Here is a 19,220-nt window from a genome sequence, read left to right as displayed (position 1 = left end):
CAGCGGCTAGAGTGGACGGTATGAGTTCGCCCGGATACCGACCCACTCCAGCCGCTGCCAGCCAGCTGAACCTGCGCGGCGCCGTCGACCTCTCGTCGTTGCGCCGGCCCGCCGCCCCGCCCCAGTCGCCGCCTGCAGGCGCGCCAACCGATTCCGCCAGCCCGGAATCGGGGGCACCCAGCGGAGCCGAATCGGGACGTGCACCCCTTCGCGTGGACGCTACCGAAACCAATTTCCAGGATCTGGTGCAGTTGTCCGCCCAGATACCTGTCCTCTTCCTTCTCTGGTCTCGCTATGCCGCCGAATCTCCGGCTGTCCTCGACGCAGCCCAGCGCGTCGTCGAAAGCTATGGCGGACGCTTGGTTCTTGCTGCCGCTGACGTTGATGCGTTCCCTCAACTCGCACAGGCCTTCCAGGTCCAGGCAGTGCCCACGGCTGTTGCCGTCGTCAAAGGGCAGCCCGTGCCGTTGTTCCAGGGTCCTGCCGATGACGAGCAGATCCGCAGCCTCGTTGATGAACTGCTCAAGGTTGCAGCCGCCAACGGCGTGACCGGAAGCATCGGTGATGCTGCGCCGGAGGGCGAAGCGGAACCAGCACCGCTGCCTCCCCTCCATCAAGCAGCCATGGATGCAATCGAGGCCGGAGACTACGCCGGAGCGGCGGCTGCCTATAAGCAAGCACTGTTGGAAATGCCCGCCGACGCAGACGCCAAGGCAGGCTTGGCGCAGGTGGAGCTGATGGCCCGGCTTGAGAAGATCTCAGCTGCCGAAGCTGAAAACCTCCGGGAACTGGCAGCACAGGAGCCCGACAATGTGCAGGCCCAGCTGGGCGTGGCCGACCTCGACATCTCCGGTGGGCACATCGAGGATGGATTCAACCGCATCATTGCATTCATCGGCCGGAATTTCGGTCCCGAGCGCGAGACCGCCCGCCTACGCCTGCTTGAACTTTTCGAAGTAGTGGGCACGTCGGATGAGCGGGTGGCCAAAGCCCGTCAAGGACTTGCGAGGGTTCTGTTCTAGTGCCCTCGGCGCTGTTTACGCCCCTGCAGCTGCGTTCGCTCGACATTGCGCATCGTGGGTGGGTTTCACCTATGTGCCAGTACAGTTGCACCCCGGAAACGGGTGAAGGCATACCCAACGACTGGCACTTGATGCACCTGGGATCCTTTGCGGCCGGTGGTGCTGCGTTGATCCTGAGTGAAGCTGCTGCGGTGAATGCCTCAGGCCGGATCAGCCCCAGGGACGCTGGACTGTACTCCGATGAGCAGGCTGCCGGCTGGGAGCGGATTGTCCACTTCGTTCACCAGCACGGCGCCGTCGACTGCAAGATCGGTGCCCAGCTCGCGCACGCCGGGCGTAAGGCGTCGACGTACTGGCCGTTTTCAGACCGGACTGGTTCCGTTCCAGCTTCCGACGGCGGCTGGGTCACTTTTGGTCCTACCCAACAGCCCTACGACGGTTATGCGGCGCCGGAAGCCATGAGCGAAGAAGACATCCAGGGAGTTATTGCCGACTTTGCAGCTGCGGCCGCCCGGGCTGTGGCCGTAGGTTTTGACACCGTGGAAATCCATGGCGCACACGGGTATCTGCTTCACCAGTTCCAAAGCCCCCTTATCAACACCCGTACTGATAAGTGGGGTGGCACTGAGAATGGGCGGAACCGGTTGATGCTCGCGGTCGTAGACGCCGTGCGAGAGGTCATTCCGGATTCCATGCCATTGTTGTTGCGGATTTCCGCAACTGATTGGGCGGAAGGGGGAGTGGATGTCGATGCCTCCGTCCGCCTTGCCAAGGCCGCGTCCGAACTCGGTGTCGACCTCGTGGACGTCTCCAGTGGCGGGGCGGTCGCCGATCAACAAATCCGGCCCGCTCCCGCTTACCAGGCTGGATTCGCCGAACAGGTAAAACGCGACGCCGGTATACCCACCGGCGCAGTGGGCCTGCTCACAAGTGCCACCCAGGCCGAGGATATCGTGGCGAACGGGCGTGCCGATGCGGTCTTCATGGCACGGGCAGCGTTGCGCGATCCGCACTGGTGGCTCAGGGCCGCTTATGAGCTCGGACACGAAATTTCCTGGGTTCCGCAGTACCGCAGAGCCATACCCCGCCACGGCTTCTAGCACGTCCCGACACCACTGTAAGCCGGGGCTAGGCTGGAGCCATGACGGAACCGCGCCATGAACCACCCTCCCAGCCATCCCAGCTTCGCCGGCCTGCACCGCAGGATTCCGCGGTTGAACCCGGACTGTCAGCAGACCCGCACAGGGACCTGCCGGTATCGGCTCTGTCCATCCGCGGCCTGGCCAAGCGGTTCGGCGGAAAGATTGCTGTCGATGGCCTGAGCCTGGAGGTTCCAGTGGGTTCCTTCTATGGAATGGTGGGTCCGAACGGTGCCGGCAAGACCACCACATTGTCTATGGCCACTGGGCTGCTGCGGCCGGACTTTGGCACGGCGTTGGTCCATGGTGTGGACGTTTGGGCCCGGCCGCTGGAGGCCAAGAAGCTCATGGGTGTGTTGCCCGATGGTGTCCGTTTGTTTGACCGGCTGACCGGGGAACAGCTGGTCACTTACGCGGGCCTGCTCCGTGGCATGGACCGGGACGTGGTTCGTCCCCGGGTGACCGAACTGTTGGCCGCCTTGGACCTTGAAGCCGATGCCGGATCCTTGGTGGTTGATTACTCGGCAGGTATGACCAAGAAGATTGCGTTGGCTTCGGCGCTGATCCATGCTCCGCGGCTGCTCGTATTGGACGAGCCCTTTGAATCGGTGGATCCGGTGTCGGCGGCAAACATCAGGGGCATCCTTGAGAGCTACGTATCTTCCGGAGGTACGGTCATCGTCTCCAGCCACGTCATGGACCTCGTGCAGCGCATGTGCAGCCATGTGGCAGTTGTGGCATCAGGACGTGTCCTCGCGGCGGGGTCCGTGGATGAAGTCCGGAACGGTTCCACGCTGGAGGAACGTTTTGTGCAGTTGGTAGGCGGCGGGCACCGGACGGAGGGACTGGAGTGGTTGCGCACCTTCTAAGCCTTAAATGGCGGTTGCTCCTGAACGGCTTCAAGCGCAGCCCCGCGCAGCTCATCGGAATGGGCATCGGGCTGTTGTATGCGCTGGGAATTGTGGCCCTGTTGATTGGAGCCTTGATTGCCTTGCGTTGGGCGGACGCTGAAATCGCCCGGACCGTGGTGGTCTTGGGCGGTGCTGCGGCAATGCTGGGCTGGGCAGTGGTTCCCCTTCTAGCATCCGCAGCCGACATGACGCTGGATCCCGCGCGGTTCACCACATCTGCGATCCCACCCCGCCAGCTTCTCACCGGCCTTGCTTTGGCGGGTTTCATCGGGATTCCGGGCCTTGCCACAGCCCTTGTCGCGCTGGCCACTGTTGGCACGTGGTGGCGCAGTTTTCCATCCGTGGCGGGTGCGTTGCTGGGCGCGATTTTGGGAGCCTTGACCTGCGTGGTGTTGTCCAAAGTGGTGACGACTGCGACTGCCGGCCTGGCATCGTCCCGCCGTTTCAAGGACGTCAGCAGCATCGTCTTTTTCATCCCGCTCATGCTGATGGGTCCCATCATCGTGGGTATCGTCGACGGAGTTCGCGGCACGGCGGATTATCTCCCTGGGCTTGCCCGTACAGTATCTTGGACCCCTCTTGGCGCGGCCTGGTCCATGGGCGGTGACCTCGAGGCTGGCGACGTTGCTTCCGCCGGACTGAAGCTTTTCATTGCTGCTGCAACCCTGTCCGGATTGCTGCTGTGCTGGCACCTGCTGCTGCAACACGCTTTGGTGACGCCGCCGTACGCCGGAGGTTCCGCCAAGAAGGGCGGCAAGCGTGGGCTGTTCGATGTACTGCCAGGTACACCGGCTGGCGCGGTTGCTGCCCGCGCCTTGATTTATTGGATGAAAGACCCTCGATACGCGGGCTCGCTGGTGGTCGTTCCACTGTTTCCGGTGATTTTCTTCTTCAGCGGGAGCCAAAGCGGTGATTACGGAATGCTCATGCTCCTTGGGCCGCTGACGGCGTTTGTCATGGCGTGGTCCATCTGCGCTGATGTTTCCTATGACAACACCGCCTTTGCCCTTCACCTGGCAGCAGGTGTCAGGGGTGTGGATGACCGCCTGGGCCGTGCCATTGCGTGCTTGACCATTGCCCTGCCTCTTGTGCTTCTCTTTTCCATAGGTCCGTTCTTCTTCACCGGTTCCTGGGCGTGGGCTCCGAACGTGGTGGGACTGTCGCTGGGCACGTTGTTCACCGGCTTGGGTTTATCCTCGGTGATCTCTGCGCGATACAACATCGCTGTGCCCTTGCCCGGTGACAGCCCGTTCAAGAAGCCACCTGGCAACGTTGCCCAGACGCTGGCCGTGCAGATGATAGGCATGGGTGTCCTGGTTCTTTTGCTCCTGCCGCAGCTTGCGCTGGTGGGGGCCCAACTGTTTACCGGCAGCGTGGTCCCCGGCTGGATTAACCTTGGGGTGGGTCCACTTTTGGGTATTGGCCTGTTCATTGTCGGAGTGCGCCTGGGCGGTAAATGGTTGGATGCACGGGGCCCGGAGATGTTCGCCCAGGTCAGTGTGAACCGCTGACGCCGTAACAACCATGGCAAGCTCATGGGACATGGGATAACCTCGTGTCAATACCGCGCAATTCCTACACAAGAAAGGCAGTGACGATGGAAGTTGTCATTCTCCCTGGCACCAAACAGATTGGCGCACTGGCGGCAGATGCCATCGAAGCCCTTGTGCGCCGCAAGCCGAACGCGGTCCTGGGTTTGGCCACGGGCTCCTCTCCGCTGCCGATCTACGACGAATTGGCCCGGCGCTACGAAGCCGGGAGCGTGGACTTCAGTGAGGCACATGGATTCGCGCTTGATGAGTACGTTGGACTTGAAGCAGGTCATCCTGAGTCGTACCGCGAGGTGATCCGGCGCGAGTTCACCAACCGGGTAAACATCAAGCCTGAGAATGTGCATGGCCCCGATGGTGCCGCCGAGGACCTGGAAGCAGCCTGCCAGGCCTACGAGGATGCAATTAAGGATGCCGGCGGCGTGGACCTCCAGATCCTGGGCGTCGGCACGGACGGCCACATCGGATTCAATGAACCCGGTTCATCGCTGGCGTCCCGCACCCGGATCAAAACGCTGATCGAGCAGACCCGCAAGGACAACGCACGCTTTTTCAACAGCATCGACGACGTCCCGCACCACGTGGTCACCCAGGGGTTGGGCACCATCATGGATGCCCGCCACGTCATCCTGGTGGCTACGGGTGCGCAAAAAGCCCAGGCAGTGCGGGATTTCGTCGAAGGTCCGGTAGCCGCAATCTGCGCTGCATCCGTCCTTCAGATGCATCCCCACGCCACAATATTGGTGGACGAGGCCGCGGCGTCGTCGCTGAAGCTGGCCGATTACTACCGCCACACCTATGACAACAAGCCGGAGTGGCAGGGTCTGTAGACGGTAAGATGGATGCCATGACTACGCTTCCTCCGGATCCATTCGAAAACGACCCCATGCGCGAGCTTTCCGGAGCCGGAACGTCCACATCCACCATTGAGCGCGAGGAAACGCGCCAGGAAGTGGAGCCCGGCGACCGCGAGCGGTTCGCGCACTATGTGCGCAAGGAAAAGATCATGGAGTCGGCAATGACCGGCGAGCCCGTCATTGCCCTCTGCGGCAAAGTCTGGACGCCGGGGCGCGATCCCCAGAAGTTCCCGGTCTGCCCGGAGTGCAAGGAGATCTATGAGGGCCTCCGTCCCGGCAATGACGGTGGAGACAGCGGCCCGGGCAACTCCAAGTAGTGGGTAGGGAGAGAACACAGGCCCCTTCCCGTAGTGACCGCAATGCGGTCCGTTGCCGCGTGCCCGGAGAACCGGGGCTAATTTTCGCTGCCATCAGGCCGGGGGAGTCCGCATGACAGAAACATTATTTGGTGGTCCATCCCTGCCTCCGGCGTACCCGGAACGCGCCGCATGGGGTACAGCGCCCAAGCTGCGTGCCTGGCAGCAGGAAGCCCTGGACCTCTACATGGCCAGGCATCCAAAGGATTTCCTGGCCGTGGCTACGCCTGGCGCCGGTAAAACTACCTTCGCCTTGCGCATTGCCACCACGCTGCTGGATAGCGGCGTAGTTAACAGGATCACCATCGTGGCTCCCACGGATCACCTGAAGCGGCAGTGGGCTGACGCCGCTGCCCGGGTGGGCGTCGCCATTGACCCCAACTTCAAGAATTCCGATGGCCAGCATGGCCGTGGATTCGTTGGCGTCGCTGTGACGTATGCCCAGGTGGCGAGCAAGCCGATGCTGCACCGTGCCAAGACAGAAGCCGCCCGGACGCTGGTCATCCTGGACGAAATCCACCACGGTGGAGAGGCCCTGTCCTGGGGAGACGGCTTGCGCGAGGCCTTTGACCCAGCGGCAAGGCGCCTTTCACTGACCGGTACGCCGTTCCGTTCCGATACCTCACCCATCCCGTTCGTGGAATACGCCGAGGACCGCGACGGCATTCGCCGCTCCAAAGCCGATTACACGTATGGCTACGGCAATGCCCTCCGGGACCACGTGGTGCGTCCCGTGCTTTTCATGGCCTACTCGGGCCAGATGCGCTGGCGGACCAGTGCGGGTGACGAAATGGCCGCCTCCCTTGGGGAAGCGGCTGTCACCAAGGACATCACGTCACAGGCCTGGCGGACGGCGTTGAACCCGACCGGCGAATGGATTCCGGCTGTCCTTGCCGCCGCGGATAAACGCCTTGGCGAAGTTCGCCGGACGGTCCCGGACGCCGGTGGGCTGGTTATCGCCACGGACCACGACGACGCCCGTGCCTACGCAGGGCAGCTTAAGAAGATCACCGGGCAGTCGCCCACGGTAATTCTCTCTGACGACTCCAAGGCTTCCAGCAAGATCGAGGAATTCTCCGCGGGAGACAAGCGGTGGATGGTCGCCGTCCGGATGGTGTCCGAAGGCGTGGACGTTCCCCGCCTCTCGGTGGGCGTCTACGCCACGTCCACCTCGACGCCGCTGTTTTTTGCCCAGGCCGTAGGCCGTTTTGTGCGTGCCCGCAAAAGGGGCGAGACGGCGTCGGTCTTCCTGCCCTCGGTGCCACCCCTGATGGTGCTGGCCAATACCATGGAGGCCGAGCGCGATCACGCCCTTGACCGCCCGGAAAAGGATGAGGACGGACTCTTCAGCCCTGAAGAGAACCTCATGGCCGAGGCCAACCGCGAGGACAAGGCCTCGGACGAGCTCACCAAGGGCAAGTTCGAAGCCCTCGATTCGCAGGCTTCCTTTGACCGCGTCCTTTTCGACGGCGGTGAATTCGGTACGGGAGCGGACATCGGCTCCGATGAGGAGTTGGACTTCCTCGGCATTCCGGGGCTTCTCGACGCCGAGCAGGTAGGGACGTTGCTGCGTCAGCGGCAGCACGAACAGCAATCGCGCAAAAAGCGCCAGTCGCCTTTGGCTGCCGCAGCTTCTCCGGCCGTACCCGACCACCGCATGCTCATGGACTTGCGCAACGAACTGGCCAAGAACGTAGCCGCGTGGTCCGCTCGGACAGGTACACCGCACGGAGTAGTGCACACGAAACTGCGCGAACTATGCGGTGGACCTGCTGTAGCCCAGGCGAACGAGGAACAACTTCAGGCGCGGTTGCGTAAGTTGCAGGATTGGTTCATCGGGCGAAAGTAGCCGGACCTGGCGGCGTTAAACCCAGCTGCGTTAAACCTGGCTGCGTTCAACCTCGACGCCGGCGGCTTCCATTTCGTCGAAGGTTTCGGTGAGGTCCCCGGCGATTCCCGCTGTCAGGTCCGCAATGACCGTAGTGGCATATCCGGCCTGTACGGCGTCAAGGGCCGTTGCCTTGACGCAGTAGTCCGTGGCGATGCCTACGACTACCACCTCTTCGACGTCGTGGCTTTGCAGCCAGTCATCGAGGCCGATGGCATCTTCATCCAGGACCTCGGAGACGACGGACCCGGCCTTGAGATCCCCGGAAGGGACGTCGTCTTCCGGGGCAAGGACGCCTTCAAAGCCGGAGTAGGCCGCTGTGTACTGTCCTTTACGGAAGTAAGCCTGGATGTATTCCGGGTCCAGGTCCTCGTGGAGTTCAGCTCCTTTGGTCCGGGCCCGGCAGTGCGGCGGCCAGGAATCCACCATGTCCGGCTCATCGGAGAAATGGCTGCCCGGTTCGATGTGCCAATCCTGGGTGGCCACGATGTGGTCAAAATGCTGCTGGTTCGCATCCACGTACTCGGTGATGGCGCCGGCAACTGCGGCGCCTCCTTCGACGGCGAGGCTACCGCCTTCGCAGAAGTCGTTCTGGACATCGACGATGATCAGGGCCCTGGACATCAATTCTCCTCGTAGATGGTGGGGATGGCGGCCTCACCGCGCTGCAGGCGGTTCACTACGGCGGGCAATTCGGCCATGCTGGCGGCGTGCCGTTCTTTGGCGCGGATCACGCCTTCGGGGCCAGTCCAGCCGGGCAGGAGTTCACCATTCTTGATGAACTGGTGCAACAATGAACGGTCGTTTCCGTCGTCTTCCGGCCGGCGACCTATTCCAACGATCTCCTGCGTGGCCCTTCCGTGTTCGTTGAGTTTGCGCAGGGCGTACTTGCGTCCACCTACGCTGGCCTTGTTCTTGGCCGCTTTCGCAACGGAGATGAACTCGCCGGCGTCGTTTGTCCTGCTCACCAGTTTGTACACCATGCTGGCGGTGGGAGCGCCGGAGCCCGTGACCAAGGACGTGCCAACCCCGTAGGAGTCCACGGGGGCGGACTGGAGGGCGGCTATGGCGAATTCGTCCAGGTCCGAGGTAACTACTATCCGGGTGTTCACGTTTCCAAGGTCATCCAACAGTTGCCGGACGCACTGCGCCTGGGCAATCAGGTCGCCCGAGTCCAAGCGGACGGCGCCCAGTTTGTCCCCGGCCAGTTCGACGGCGGTGCGCACCGCTGTCTCGACGTCGTACGTATCTACCAGCAGCGAGGTTCCCGGGCCGAATGCGGCAATCTGTGCCTCGAAGGCCTCGCGTTCGGTGTCGTGGAGGAGCGTGAAGGAGTGCGCCGCGGTGCCAACGGTTTTGATGCCGTAGCGTCGTCCGGCCTCAAGGTTGGAGGTGCTGGCGAAGCCGGCGATTACTGCAGCGCGGGCAGCCGCCGTCGCGGATTCTTCCTGGGTGCGCCGGGAACCCATTTCGATGCATGGCCGGCTGCCGGCCGCTGACGTCATCCTTGATGCGGCAGAGGCGATGGCGCTGTCGTGGTTCAGGACGGAGAGGATGTAGGTTTCCAGGATGCAGGCTTCGGCGAACGTGGACTCAACGATGAGGATGGGGGAGTTGGGGAAGTAGGCGTCGCCTTCCGCGTAGCCCCAGATGTCTCCAGTGAATTTGTAGTTGGCCAGGTAGTCCAGTGTCTCCTGGTTGACCACCTTGTTCCGCTCAAGGAATGCGAGCTCGGCTTCACCAAAGCTGAAGTCGGCAATTCCTTCCAGGAGGCGGCCGGTTCCCCCTACAACGCCGTAGCGGCGACCGTCGGGCAGGCGCCGGGCGAACGCTTCAAACACTGAGCGGCGATGGGCAGCCCCCGAGTGCAGGGCGGCCTGGAGCATCGTCAACTCGTAGTGGTCGGTGTACAAGGAAGTGGCGGGATGGTCCCAAGACGTGGCTCTACTCACGAATTCACTCTAGTGCGAGCCGCCATAGAATGGACAGATGACCCCTAGCGTTGCATTTGGCACGGACATTGATGAGCGGACGGAAGCTGTAGAACAGACGTCCACCGATGTCCTGACTGCCCCGGACATCCCTTGGAATTTGGTGATCTGGAATGATCCCGTCAACCTCATGAGTTACGTCAGCTATGTGTTCCAGAGTTACTTCGGCTACTCCGAGTCCAAAGCACACAAGCTCATGATGGAAGTCCACAGGAAGGGCCGCTCCATCGTGGCGCATGGCAGCAAGGAACAGGTTGAGCAGCACGCAGTAGCCATGCACGGCTTTGGACTGTGGGCCACCGTGGAGAAAGCGGCAAGCGGAAACGAAGCACCCGGGAAGGGCGGCCGCCAGCGTGGCTAAGGCATTCAAATACGGACTCAAGGGAATCACCGGCTACCTTGAGCCTGCCGAACGGGATCTACTACGCGGGCTCCTGGACGACGTCATCTCGATGCTGGAGTCCGATGCCCGGGAGAACGAGGACCCGCTGGCCGCCTTGATCGGCTTGGACATGGACGTGAAGCAACCGAGCGACCGCGCCTTGCTGCGGCTTTTGCCGAATGTCATGAAGGACGACGACGGCGGCTCGCTTGAGTTCCGCCAATTGACCGAACGCTCCGTGCGGGAAAACAAGATTGGCGCGTTGAAGGCCACAGCGATGGGCCTGGACAAGGATGATCTTGTCCTGACCCTGGACGACGCAACGCGCTGGTCCATGGCCTTGAATGATGTTCGCCTGGTTTTGGCCGAACGCCTGGACATCCGCGATGAGGCGGACGCCGAGCATATCCACAGCATGCAGGACTGGAGCCAGGCGGAGGACGTGGAGAGTTACCTGGCGTTGGTCTACAACTTCACCACCTGGCTCCAGGAGTCTCTGGTGCAATCGATGATGTCGGCCAGGCAGGCAAAATCCTGATCCGGGAGGTCATCACCGGGCCTGCCTATGTGACACACCAGACACGAGGCGGAGGCCATAGGTAATGGCCGCAACACAGGGGAAGCCTTATTCTCGAATAATCATGACTTCAGCATCTGGCAGTTCAACGGGCGACAGTTCAAAGGGCGACGATTCAACAGGCGCCGGATCATCAGGCGCCGGATCATTAGACGCCACAGGGGTCGCGGTTGCTGCCTCGCCCGCTGACCTGGTGGTCCCCAATGAGCTCATGGGGTCCCGTCCGATTGGTGTCTTTGATTCCGGCGTGGGTGGGTTGACGGTAGCCCGCTCCATCATCGATCAACTCCCCAACGAATCGATACTGTACGTGGGGGACACCGCCAATGGACCCTATGGGCCCCTGCCCATCGCCGAGGTCCGGGCCAACGCACTGGGTGTGATGGACGAGCTCGTGGATTCGGGTGTGAAGCTGCTGACCATTGCCTGCAACTCTGCTTCGGCCGCAGTTCTCCGGGATGCGCGTGAACGCTATACCGCGCGATATGGGATCCCTGTTATTGAGGTCATCCAACCCGCTGTGCGTAGAGCGGTCGCGGCCACCCGTTCCGGCAGGATCGGCGTCATTGGGACCTCCGCCACCGTGGGCTCGCGCGCCTATGAGGACACGTTCGCGGCAGCCCCCGATCTTGCCATTACCTCTGTGGCTTGTCCGGCTTTCGTGAGCTTCGTTGAAGCCGGCGTCACCACGGGAGCGGACCTTCTGGCAGCGGCGAATGAGTATCTGGAGCCGCTGAAACGCGCTAGTGTGGACACCGTGGTGCTTGGATGCACGCACTACCCCCTCTTGACCGGGGTGATCTCTTTCGTCATGGGCGAGGACGTGACCCTGGTGTCCAGTGCGGAGGAAACTGCAAAGGACGTCTACCGCGCTTTGACCACCCACGGTATCCAGCGAACCGATGCAAGTGCCCCCAGCCATGAGTTCATTGCAACGGGGGATGCTGTCCAATTTGAAACGTTGGCCCGACGGTTCCTCGGCCCCGAGGTCTTGTCCGTCAAGCACGTCGACCACGTGGCTGCGCAATACCCCACCGGAAGCCTGGCGCGCATCACGCCGGAAATGCTGGAAGCGGCCAGGAGCGGCGCGGGACTGTCGCGTCGCTCCTACTTCGTGCAACCGGAAAGGGGACCCAGCCCCGGTTCCAGCGCAACCTTGGGACGTGGCCTGTGAAACTGACCATCGTGGGCTGTACTGGTTCATTTCCGGGTCCCGGCTCGCCGGCGTCGTGCTATCTGGTGACTGCGCATGACGGTGAGCGGGAATGGAAGATCGTGATGGACCTTGGGAGCGGAGCGTTGGGTGCCATCCAGCGTTACACGGATCTTGAGGACATCGACGCCATATTCCTCACGCACCTGCACCCGGACCATTGCATGGACTTGTGTGGCCTCCACGTAGCGGTCCGGTGGAAGCCCGGCGGTTGGGGGCGGGACCGGATTCCCGTGTGGGGGCCGGCAGCAACTGCGGACAGGATGGCAACTGCCTATGGGCTGGACCTGGATCCCGGCATGCATGAGGAGTTCGACTTTACCAATTGGGCCGAACAGAAGCCCGTCACTGTTGGTCCTTTCACGGTGACGCCTTACGGCGTCAACCATCCCGTGGAAGAGGCTTATGCATTGCGTGTGACGGCAACGGAACCAGGCAAGGACGGAACGCCCGTAACCCGCGTACTGACATATTCGGGGGACACCGATTCGTGCCAGGGGCTGGAAGAGGCGGCCAGTGGCGCTGATTTGTTCCTGTGCGAGGCCGCGTTCGAGGAAGGCCGCGATGACGGCATCAAGGATGTGCATCTAACGGGTAAGCGTGCCGGGGAGGCCGCCATGAACGCCGGCGCCAAACGTTTGCTTCTGACCCACATTCCGGTGTGGACTTCGCAGACCAAGGTAATGTCCGAGGCCAAGCCGGTGTTTGCCGGGGACGTTGCTGTTGCCGTCGCCGGGGTCCACTACACGATCTAGCCCCTCCGGATGGTGCCCTGTACGCCTGGGCGGCGTCGGGCGTTGTCCCATCGTCGCTAAGCTTGAAGCATGACTTCTGAAGCTACAGCCACACCCGTTATCCGCGCCGACGGCCGGACCCCCGATCAACTGCGTCCTATCAGCATTACCCGCGGCTGGTCCAAGCAGGCCGAGGGCTCGGCGCTCATCGAGTTCGGAAACACCCGGGTACTGTGCACGGCTTCCCTGACCGAAGGCGTTCCACGCTGGCTTAAGGGCGAGGGCCGCGGCTGGGTTACCGCCGAATACGCCATGCTGCCACGGGCAACGAACACCCGATCCGACCGCGAGTCCGTGAAGGGCAAGATCGGCGGACGCACGCACGAGATCTCCCGCCTCATTGGCCGTTCGCTGCGCTCCATCATCGATACCAAAGCCCTGGGCGAGAACACGATCGTCCTTGACTGCGATGTCCTGCAAGCCGATGGCGGTACCCGCACCGCGGCCATCACCGGCGCCTATGTGGCGCTTGCCGAAGCGATTCGGTTTGCCCGCGAAAACAAGCTCATCGCCCGTAATGCCGAGCCGCTGGTGGACACGATTGCTGCCGTTTCCGTGGGCATCATCGATGGCGTGCCGATGCTGGACCTGCCGTACGTCGAGGATGTCCGGGCCGAAACGGACATGAACGTGGTGGTCACTGGATCCGGCAAGTTCGTGGAGGTCCAGGGAACGGCCGAGGGCGCTCCGTTCGACCGCGATGAGCTCAACGCCCTGTTGGACCTCGCCCTGATCGGCACGGGCCAGCTTGCGGCTATCCAGCGCGAGACGCTGGCGGAAGCTCCGTGACCGGCGACTCCGCCTCCGGTGCTCCGCGGCTGGTTCTGGCAACGCACAACCTTGGCAAGTTAAAGGAACTCCGGGAGCTGCTTCGCGGCCAGGTTCCAGGGCTCGACGTCGATACCCAAGTGGTGGATGCAGCTGCCGTTGGTGCACCGGACGTTGCGGAAACCGGGGTCACCTTTGCTGAGAACTCACTCCTGAAGGCGCGTGCCGTGGCTGAGGCAACGGGTTTGGTGGCCATCGCGGATGACTCGGGGCTTGCCGTTGATGTCCTGGGCGGAGCGCCAGGCATCTTCTCCGCCCGGTGGTCGGGAAAGCACGGGGACGACGCAGCGAACCTGCGCTTGCTGCTCGCGCAACTCTCCGATGTGCCGGACACCTTCCGCGGGGCAGCTTTTGTGTGCGCGGCCGCCCTGGCAGTGCCCGGAGCAGATGGAATTACGCACGAAACCGTTGAGTACGGGCAGCTCGAAGGCACGCTGCTGCGCGAGCCACGTGGTGAGGGTGGGTTCGGGTATGACCCCGTGCTCCAGCCCGCGGGGATGGACCGCAGCTGTGCGGAGCTGACATCCGAGGAAAAGAACGCCATCAGCCATCGAGGCCAGGCTTTCCGGGCTTTGCTCCCCGCGATCGTTGCAGCGCTCTCGGGTGTTCATTCCAGCTAACAATTCCAACCAACACTGGAAACCGGCTTTTTGGAAGTCCAGGTTTAGCCATACAGGAGAAGGCACCCCGCTTTTGCGTCGGTGCCTTCTCCTGTATGGCTAAAAAGTGCGACGGGGCCTACTTCTCCCGGTGCTTTCCGCCTTCGTGCTCCTCGATGAATTCCTCCACGGGGTTGCTGCCTTCCGTGGCAGCTTTGCGCTTGGCGACGACGCCGCGGCTTACCTCGATGATGATGGGAATAACCGAGATCAGGACAATGACGATGAAGATGATGTCCAGGTTGCTGCTGACCCACGGAACCCGGTCGCCCAAAAGGTACCCAAGCAAGGTGACACCGCCGCCCCAGAGGGCGGCGCCAATGACGTTGAAGAGGAAGAATTTGCGTTTGTCCATCTGGGCCACGCCGACGATCACCGGTACGAACGTACGGATGATGGGGACGAACCGGGCCAGAATCAGGGCTTTGCCGCCGTGCTTCTCAAAGAAAGCGTGGGCGCTTTCGACGTTTTCCTTCTTGAAAAGCCTGGAGTCGGGGCGGTTGAAGATTGCAGGGCCGGCCTTTGAGCCAATGAGGTAGCCGGTCTGGTTGCCAATGATCGCCGAAACGATAATGAGGGCGGCCAAGGCCCAGATATTGAACTTGATGGTGTCTGTGGCTACAAGGAGGCCTGCGGTGAACAGCATGGAATCGCCGGGCAGGAAGAAGCCCACCAGCAGACCGGTTTCAGCGAAGACAATGCCGCATACCAGCAGTACTACCCACGGGGCCAAGGCTGGATCAGCCAGGAAGACCTGGGGGTTAAGCCAGTCCGGCAGGAACGAGGCCATGGGTGGACGCACTGGTCCCGCGCCCCCGAAAGTGGATACGGCTAAGTCGTTCATCGCAGTAAAGATCACCTATCAAGCCTACTGGACGGCCGTCGTCGTAACCCTCACCACAATGCGGCCCGGAAACGCCGCCCCGCCGCGGAAACCGGCAAGAACGCACCCTTTCGGCCTGTAACCTTGTCCAGTGGCATTGGACTTTACGGCGATCGACTTTGAAACAGCCAACGGCTTCAGGGGGTCGCCGTGTTCGGTCGGCCTCAGCAAAGTCCGCGGCGGTGTGGTGGTGGAGGAAGCCTCCTGGCTCATGCGCCCGCCGGAGAACCATGACCACTTCGAGTTTCACAACACCCGCATCCACGGCATCCGTGCCGAAGACGTTGCCGGCCGTCCCAGGTTCGGGGACCTCTTCCCTGAAATCGGTGCCTTCATCGGCAACGACGTCCTTGCAGCACACAACGCAGCCTTTGATCTGGGCGTTATCCGATCCGGCTTGGAGGTCTCCGGACTTGCAGGCCCGGCCTACGAGTACGTTTGCACCGTGATGCTGTCCCGCCGCTGCTACTCGTTGGTGTCCAACTCGCTGCCGTACGCAGCGGAGGAAGCCGGAGTACCCCTGGTCAACCACCACGATGCCGCCGAGGACGCACGCGCCTGCGCAGGAATCCTGGTGGACATCGCCCGCCGTAACAACGCCAACAGCATCGCGGAACTCTATCTTTCGCTGGGCCTCACGTTGCCCAGGCAACCTGCCTTCGATCCCATGAATGGCCTCTCCAAGCCCACCCTTGCCGCGCTCGCGGGCAGGAAGGCAAATAGTCCCGCGGAGCAAACCCTGGACGGCGCCCTGAACGGTCCCGGACGTGCATGGTCCGCATGGCCCGAGGAGGGCCCTAATCCGTTGCCGAATCCCGCAGCCGAACCGGGACATCCGCTGTTCGGCCAGACGGTGGTCTTCACCGGCGACCTCATCATGACCCGTCCCGAGGCCAAGTCCCGGGCTGCGGAGATGGGTGCACGCCCCGAAAGCAGGGTGACCGCCCGCACCACTGTGCTTGTGGTGGGCGACGGATTCGTGGCCGGGGACCTGCGCGCCGGGCGGCTGACGGGCAAGGCCAAGCGTGTCTTGGAACTTCACGCGAAAGGCCAGCAGATCGAGGTGGTCTCGGAAGGCGAGTTCCTGCAAATGGTGGGCGGAAACTAACGCCTGCGTCCGGTGGGAAGCTAATCAGCCTGTGGTGACGGCGAGCAGCCGGTCCGCCATGCCACGAATGACCTCTGTGCCTTCCAGCGCCCCGAGCCATTCGGCAGGAAGGCAGGCGTCGCCGTAGTAGGCGCCCAAAATGTTTCCGGCGATGGAACCGGTGGAATCGCTGTCGCCACTGTGGTTGATGGCCACCGCGATGGCTTGGCGGAAGTGCTCAGTGGGCTCGCTGCCTTGGGTGGAGAGAACCGCATAAAGCCCGACGGCGAGTGCCTCCTCGGCGACCCAGCCCTCACCCAGCGCTGTGACCAGCTTTTCAGGACTGAGGGGAGCGGGCTCCGAGGACAACCTCAATGCCGCTTCCAATCGCCCGGGCAGTTCGGGCGCTTTGGTGGGCACGCCGTTGACGTAGTCCAAGGCGCCAATAGCTGCGGTGCGGACGTCACTGCCCGCCACAATATTCTGGATCATCAAGCTGAAGGCAGCCGCGCTCAACCGCGCTGACGGGTGTCCGTGCGTCAACGATGCAGCATCTGAACTGAGTTTGTACACGGCTTCACGGGAGATATGGGGCACGAGTCCAAACGGTGCAGAACGCATGACTGTGCCACACCCCTTGGAATCGGGGTTAACCGGCCTGGCCACGGTGCCCATTTCTCCTGAAGCCAAACCGCTGAGGCAGGTGTTTCCCGGGGCCCGACGACGCCGGAGTACTTCCTGGCCGTCTATCCACCGGGGTTGCGGAACCGGGGCAGAAGGGGAAACGGCAACGTCCTGGGTTGCCAGCCAGCGAAGGTAGGCAAGCCAAAGGCAGGCGATCTCATCTGCCGCCACCCCATCATTGGCCCATTCGAGGGCGTCGACCAGGCCGTCCACCGTGTATAGCGTCATCTGCGTGTCGTCCGAAAACTCGCCCATGGCGTCGAGCTGGTCAAACGACGTGAGCCCGGCGGAACCGTAACGGGCACGAATGGCATCAAGGCGGTCGAACTCCACTGCGTAGCCAAGGGAATCACCCAGGGCCCCTCCCAGCAGTGTCCCGTGGACGCGGGATTCAAACGACGGGGTGGCGGGGGAGGACGCTTCAAAACTCATGCCATCAACTTACCGCGCCCTGCTGTATCCGATGGGGTAAGCAGTTGATGTGGACGGCCGCTGATATGGTTGGGAGGCTGCCCAGCACTAGGAAAACTTGGAGAGATGACGTGCGTGAACCGGCTTGGCGACGGACAGGCAAGACACCTGACTACAGGTTCTCCTTGGCGAACGAACGGACCTTCCTTGCGTGGATCCGGACGTCGTTGGCGTTGCTCGCCGGGGCCATTGCCATCGATCAACTGGCTCCCAATATTGCCCCCCAGCCAGTCAGGATCGTCCTCTGTGTGCTCCTGTCCCTGATCGGCGCCGCCCTGGCCGCACTGTCATACCGCAGGTGGGGGCAAATGGAAGCTGCGATGCGCAACGATGAAGCCTTGCCGTTCTCCTGGGTCATGCTGCTCATGACGATCGTGGTGGCCGTGGCGGCATTCGCTTTCGCCGTGTTGATTTTGGTGGCGCGATGACCGGGGTTTGTACGATGACCGGGTTTGCGCGATGACGAGGTTTCTAGGATGACGAGGTTTGTAGGATGACGAGGCCCGCACGTTGAGCATGGACCTCCGTGATCCCGGTCTACAGCCGGAACGGACCACGCTGGCCTGGCGGCGAACCCTCATTTCGCTGGTGGTGGTGGATCTGTTCATCTGGCGCAGTTGGCTTACCTCCGAGCCCTCAACGGGCCATCTCATTCCGGGCCTTCCCGGGCTGGATTACCAAGGTATCTGCGCCCTCATGGCTGCTGCCGCCACCGTTGTCCTGGCTTCTGTGGTGTGGGTCCGATCACGCCAGCTTCATGCTGGAACCGAGGCAGCTTCGGCACGGCTCATCTTTGTCAGCACCCTGGCCGTGATAGGGCTCGGCCTAACTGCGATCGCGGCCATTGCCTTGGGCGGCTAAGCTCGGATCGGTAGTCAGCCGGGACCCAGCAACCGTCCAGACTCAACTGGCAGGATGCTCAAGGGCTTTGCCCCGCGTCCACACCACCAACCGTAAGGAATCATTCGACATGACCTCTCCTGTGCAAGCCACGACCGGCCACGAACCGGGGCTGTTCGCGCGGCTGTCCGCTGAAGCCGTCGGTTCGATGTTTGTTGTGCTCGTGGCAGTGGGCGTGTCGATCTTCTCGAATCCTTCATCAGCGCCCCTGCCCGCCGCACTTGCGACCGGCCTGACGGTGACGGTGGCCATGCTGGCCTTCGGTCATGTTTCCGGCGGTCACTTCAATCCAATAATCACTCTGGGCAACCTGATCGCCGGCCGCGTCCGGGCGCTGGCAGCTGTTGCCTACCTTGCGGCGCAGATCATCGGCAGCGTGATCGGCGCCGCTTTGGCCTACGTTGTGGTTCTGACGGTTCCGGTCCTGACGGATGCGCGGGCTGCCTTCGGCTCTGTGGCGGCCGGTTATGGAGAGCATGCTGCTGCCCAAACCCAGATGGCAGGGGTTTTGATCGTTGAAGTTGTTGGCTCCGCCTTGCTGGTTGCGGTGTTCCTTGGAGCGACGGCCGGACGCCGTGCCTTTCCTGCCGTGGCCCCCTTTGCCGTGGGCCTTTGCGTCGCTGTGTTGTTGCAGTTTGGCCAGGTCCTTGGCAACCTTCCGTTTAATCCCGCACGCGCAACTGCACTGGCTTTCTTCAGCCCGTCATGGGCCGTCGAAGGATTGTGGCTCTTCTGGGTAGCCCCACTGATGGGCGCCGCGCTGGCCGGACTCGCTTTCCGTGGCTTTGGCTACGCCTCCTCCGCCACCACCCCTGAAGATGACACGGCGTCAGCGACGGCCGGAACCATCGAGGGCGAGCACCTGGACGCCGATGACAATGACGATTTCCAGGCAGAGGCAGAGGCAGAGGCAGAGGCAGCGGCAGAGGCAGCGGCAGTGGAGACCGGGACCGTCCGGAAAGAAGCTGCCGCAGATGACGCGCGCGACTTCTTTGACGGCAAGAAGGGCTAGGAGACTGACAGGATCG

At 62.4% G+C, this 19,220-nt stretch carries 22 protein-coding genes; 18 read left to right on the top strand and 4 right to left on the bottom strand.

Going from position 1 to position 19,220, the window contains the following annotated elements; genetic code table 11:
• The first annotated feature begins 20 nt into the window (after nucleotides 1-20).
• From AC6I99_RS14100 to AC6I99_RS14070, 7 genes are all read left to right on the top strand, one after another.
• Entirely contained in the window at nucleotides 21-1,022 is a 1,002-nt protein-coding gene (locus tag AC6I99_RS14100; protein WP_497961149.1) for a co-chaperone YbbN, read from the top strand.
• Entirely contained in the window at nucleotides 1,022-2,122 is a 1,101-nt protein-coding gene (locus tag AC6I99_RS14095) for an NADH:flavin oxidoreductase/NADH oxidase (protein WP_497961148.1), read from the top strand. Before AC6I99_RS14100 ends, AC6I99_RS14095 begins: the two co-directional genes overlap by 1 nt.
• A gap of 41 nt (nucleotides 2,123-2,163) precedes the next feature.
• Nucleotides 2,164-3,030, top strand: coding sequence for an ABC transporter ATP-binding protein (locus AC6I99_RS14090; protein WP_497961147.1), 867 nt, complete (start codon nucleotides 2,164-2,166; stop codon nucleotides 3,028-3,030).
• Nucleotides 3,012-4,583, top strand: a complete 1,572-nt coding sequence (locus tag AC6I99_RS14085; RefSeq protein WP_497961146.1) for a transporter — start codon at nucleotides 3,012-3,014, stop codon at nucleotides 4,581-4,583. Before AC6I99_RS14090 ends, AC6I99_RS14085 begins: the two co-directional genes overlap by 19 nt.
• Nucleotides 4,584-4,669: 86 nt before the next feature.
• The gene (nagB, locus tag AC6I99_RS14080) at nucleotides 4,670-5,452 is read left to right on the top strand and encodes a glucosamine-6-phosphate deaminase (protein ID WP_216923939.1); all 783 of its coding nucleotides are present in this window, start codon (nucleotides 4,670-4,672) and stop codon (nucleotides 5,450-5,452) included.
• A gap of 8 nt (nucleotides 5,453-5,460) precedes the next feature.
• Nucleotides 5,461-5,796 carry a DUF3039 domain-containing protein gene (locus AC6I99_RS14075; RefSeq protein ID WP_216923938.1) on the top strand — a complete coding sequence of 112 codons (336 nt, stop codon included), beginning with the start codon at nucleotides 5,461-5,463 and terminating at the stop codon, nucleotides 5,794-5,796.
• Between the two features lie 112 nt (nucleotides 5,797-5,908).
• Nucleotides 5,909-7,684 carry a DEAD/DEAH box helicase gene (locus AC6I99_RS14070; RefSeq protein WP_224090930.1) on the top strand — a complete coding sequence of 592 codons (1,776 nt, stop codon included), beginning with the start codon at nucleotides 5,909-5,911 and terminating at the stop codon, nucleotides 7,682-7,684.
• Nucleotides 7,685-7,714: 30 nt separating this feature from the next.
• Here the strand turns inward: AC6I99_RS14070 and AC6I99_RS14065 are convergent, their stop codons facing one another.
• Nucleotides 7,715-8,347 (bottom strand): isochorismatase family protein, encoded by a 633-nt coding sequence (locus tag AC6I99_RS14065; protein WP_224090928.1) that lies wholly within the window; start codon nucleotides 8,345-8,347, stop codon nucleotides 7,715-7,717.
• The gene (locus tag AC6I99_RS14060; protein WP_497961145.1) at nucleotides 8,347-9,675 is read right to left on the bottom strand and encodes a nicotinate phosphoribosyltransferase; all 1,329 of its coding nucleotides are present in this window, start codon (nucleotides 9,673-9,675) and stop codon (nucleotides 8,347-8,349) included. Before AC6I99_RS14060 ends, AC6I99_RS14065 begins: the two co-directional genes overlap by 1 nt.
• A gap of 37 nt (nucleotides 9,676-9,712) precedes the next feature.
• On the opposite strand from AC6I99_RS14060, the gene clpS reads away from it, so the two are divergent.
• The 6 genes from clpS (at nucleotide 9,713) to rdgB (ending at nucleotide 14,128) form a co-directional block, all read left to right on the top strand.
• Nucleotides 9,713-10,075, top strand: a complete 363-nt coding sequence (gene clpS / locus AC6I99_RS14055) for an ATP-dependent Clp protease adapter ClpS (protein WP_216923934.1) — start codon at nucleotides 9,713-9,715, stop codon at nucleotides 10,073-10,075.
• On the top strand, nucleotides 10,068-10,634 hold the full coding sequence (locus AC6I99_RS14050) for a DUF2017 domain-containing protein (RefSeq protein WP_497961144.1): 567 nt from the start codon (nucleotides 10,068-10,070) through the stop codon (nucleotides 10,632-10,634). The genes clpS and AC6I99_RS14050 overlap by 8 nt, the downstream gene beginning before the upstream one ends.
• A gap of 64 nt (nucleotides 10,635-10,698) precedes the next feature.
• Nucleotides 10,699-11,847 carry a glutamate racemase gene (gene murI / locus AC6I99_RS14045; protein ID WP_497961143.1) on the top strand — a complete coding sequence of 383 codons (1,149 nt, stop codon included), beginning with the start codon at nucleotides 10,699-10,701 and terminating at the stop codon, nucleotides 11,845-11,847.
• Nucleotides 11,844-12,641 (top strand): MBL fold metallo-hydrolase, encoded by a 798-nt coding sequence (locus AC6I99_RS14040; protein WP_224164650.1) that lies wholly within the window; start codon nucleotides 11,844-11,846, stop codon nucleotides 12,639-12,641. The genes murI and AC6I99_RS14040 overlap by 4 nt, the downstream gene beginning before the upstream one ends.
• A 69-nt stretch (nucleotides 12,642-12,710) precedes the next feature.
• The gene (rph, locus tag AC6I99_RS14035; RefSeq protein ID WP_254186194.1) at nucleotides 12,711-13,469 is read left to right on the top strand and encodes a ribonuclease PH; all 759 of its coding nucleotides are present in this window, start codon (nucleotides 12,711-12,713) and stop codon (nucleotides 13,467-13,469) included.
• Nucleotides 13,466-14,128, top strand: coding sequence for an RdgB/HAM1 family non-canonical purine NTP pyrophosphatase (gene rdgB / locus AC6I99_RS14030; protein ID WP_497961142.1), 663 nt, complete (start codon nucleotides 13,466-13,468; stop codon nucleotides 14,126-14,128). The genes rph and rdgB overlap by 4 nt, the downstream gene beginning before the upstream one ends.
• Before the next feature lie 118 nt (nucleotides 14,129-14,246).
• Here the strand turns inward: rdgB and AC6I99_RS14025 are convergent, their stop codons facing one another.
• Nucleotides 14,247-15,011, bottom strand: a complete 765-nt coding sequence (locus AC6I99_RS14025) for a DedA family protein (protein ID WP_497961976.1) — start codon at nucleotides 15,009-15,011, stop codon at nucleotides 14,247-14,249.
• Here AC6I99_RS14025 and AC6I99_RS14020 point away from each other — a divergent pair.
• Nucleotides 14,956-15,132, top strand: coding sequence for a hypothetical protein (locus tag AC6I99_RS14020; RefSeq protein ID WP_309929152.1), 177 nt, complete (start codon nucleotides 14,956-14,958; stop codon nucleotides 15,130-15,132). The two genes, AC6I99_RS14025 and AC6I99_RS14020, sit on opposite strands and share 56 nt — an antisense overlap.
• A 9-nt stretch (nucleotides 15,133-15,141) precedes the next feature.
• Nucleotides 15,142-16,158, top strand: a complete 1,017-nt coding sequence (locus tag AC6I99_RS14015) for a 3'-5' exonuclease (protein WP_224090915.1) — start codon at nucleotides 15,142-15,144, stop codon at nucleotides 16,156-16,158.
• A gap of 24 nt (nucleotides 16,159-16,182) precedes the next feature.
• Here the strand turns inward: AC6I99_RS14015 and AC6I99_RS14010 are convergent, their stop codons facing one another.
• Nucleotides 16,183-17,253, bottom strand: a complete 1,071-nt coding sequence (locus AC6I99_RS14010) for an ADP-ribosylglycohydrolase family protein (RefSeq protein ID WP_497961141.1) — start codon at nucleotides 17,251-17,253, stop codon at nucleotides 16,183-16,185.
• Between the two features lie 110 nt (nucleotides 17,254-17,363).
• On the opposite strand from AC6I99_RS14010, the gene AC6I99_RS14005 reads away from it, so the two are divergent.
• The 3 genes from AC6I99_RS14005 (at nucleotide 17,364) to AC6I99_RS13995 (ending at nucleotide 19,204) form a co-directional block, all read left to right on the top strand.
• Nucleotides 17,364-17,720 carry a YidH family protein gene (locus tag AC6I99_RS14005; protein ID WP_497961140.1) on the top strand — a complete coding sequence of 119 codons (357 nt, stop codon included), beginning with the start codon at nucleotides 17,364-17,366 and terminating at the stop codon, nucleotides 17,718-17,720.
• A gap of 88 nt (nucleotides 17,721-17,808) precedes the next feature.
• Nucleotides 17,809-18,153, top strand: coding sequence for a DUF202 domain-containing protein (locus AC6I99_RS14000; RefSeq protein WP_224091073.1), 345 nt, complete (start codon nucleotides 17,809-17,811; stop codon nucleotides 18,151-18,153).
• A gap of 109 nt (nucleotides 18,154-18,262) precedes the next feature.
• Nucleotides 18,263-19,204 (top strand): MIP/aquaporin family protein, encoded by a 942-nt coding sequence (locus AC6I99_RS13995; RefSeq protein ID WP_497961139.1) that lies wholly within the window; start codon nucleotides 18,263-18,265, stop codon nucleotides 19,202-19,204.
• Nucleotides 19,205-19,220 lie beyond the last annotated feature (16 nt).

The sequence above is a fragment of the Arthrobacter sp. TmtSoilC77 genome, assembly GCF_059739415.1.
This window is presented reverse-complemented; position numbering and strand designations above follow the sequence as displayed.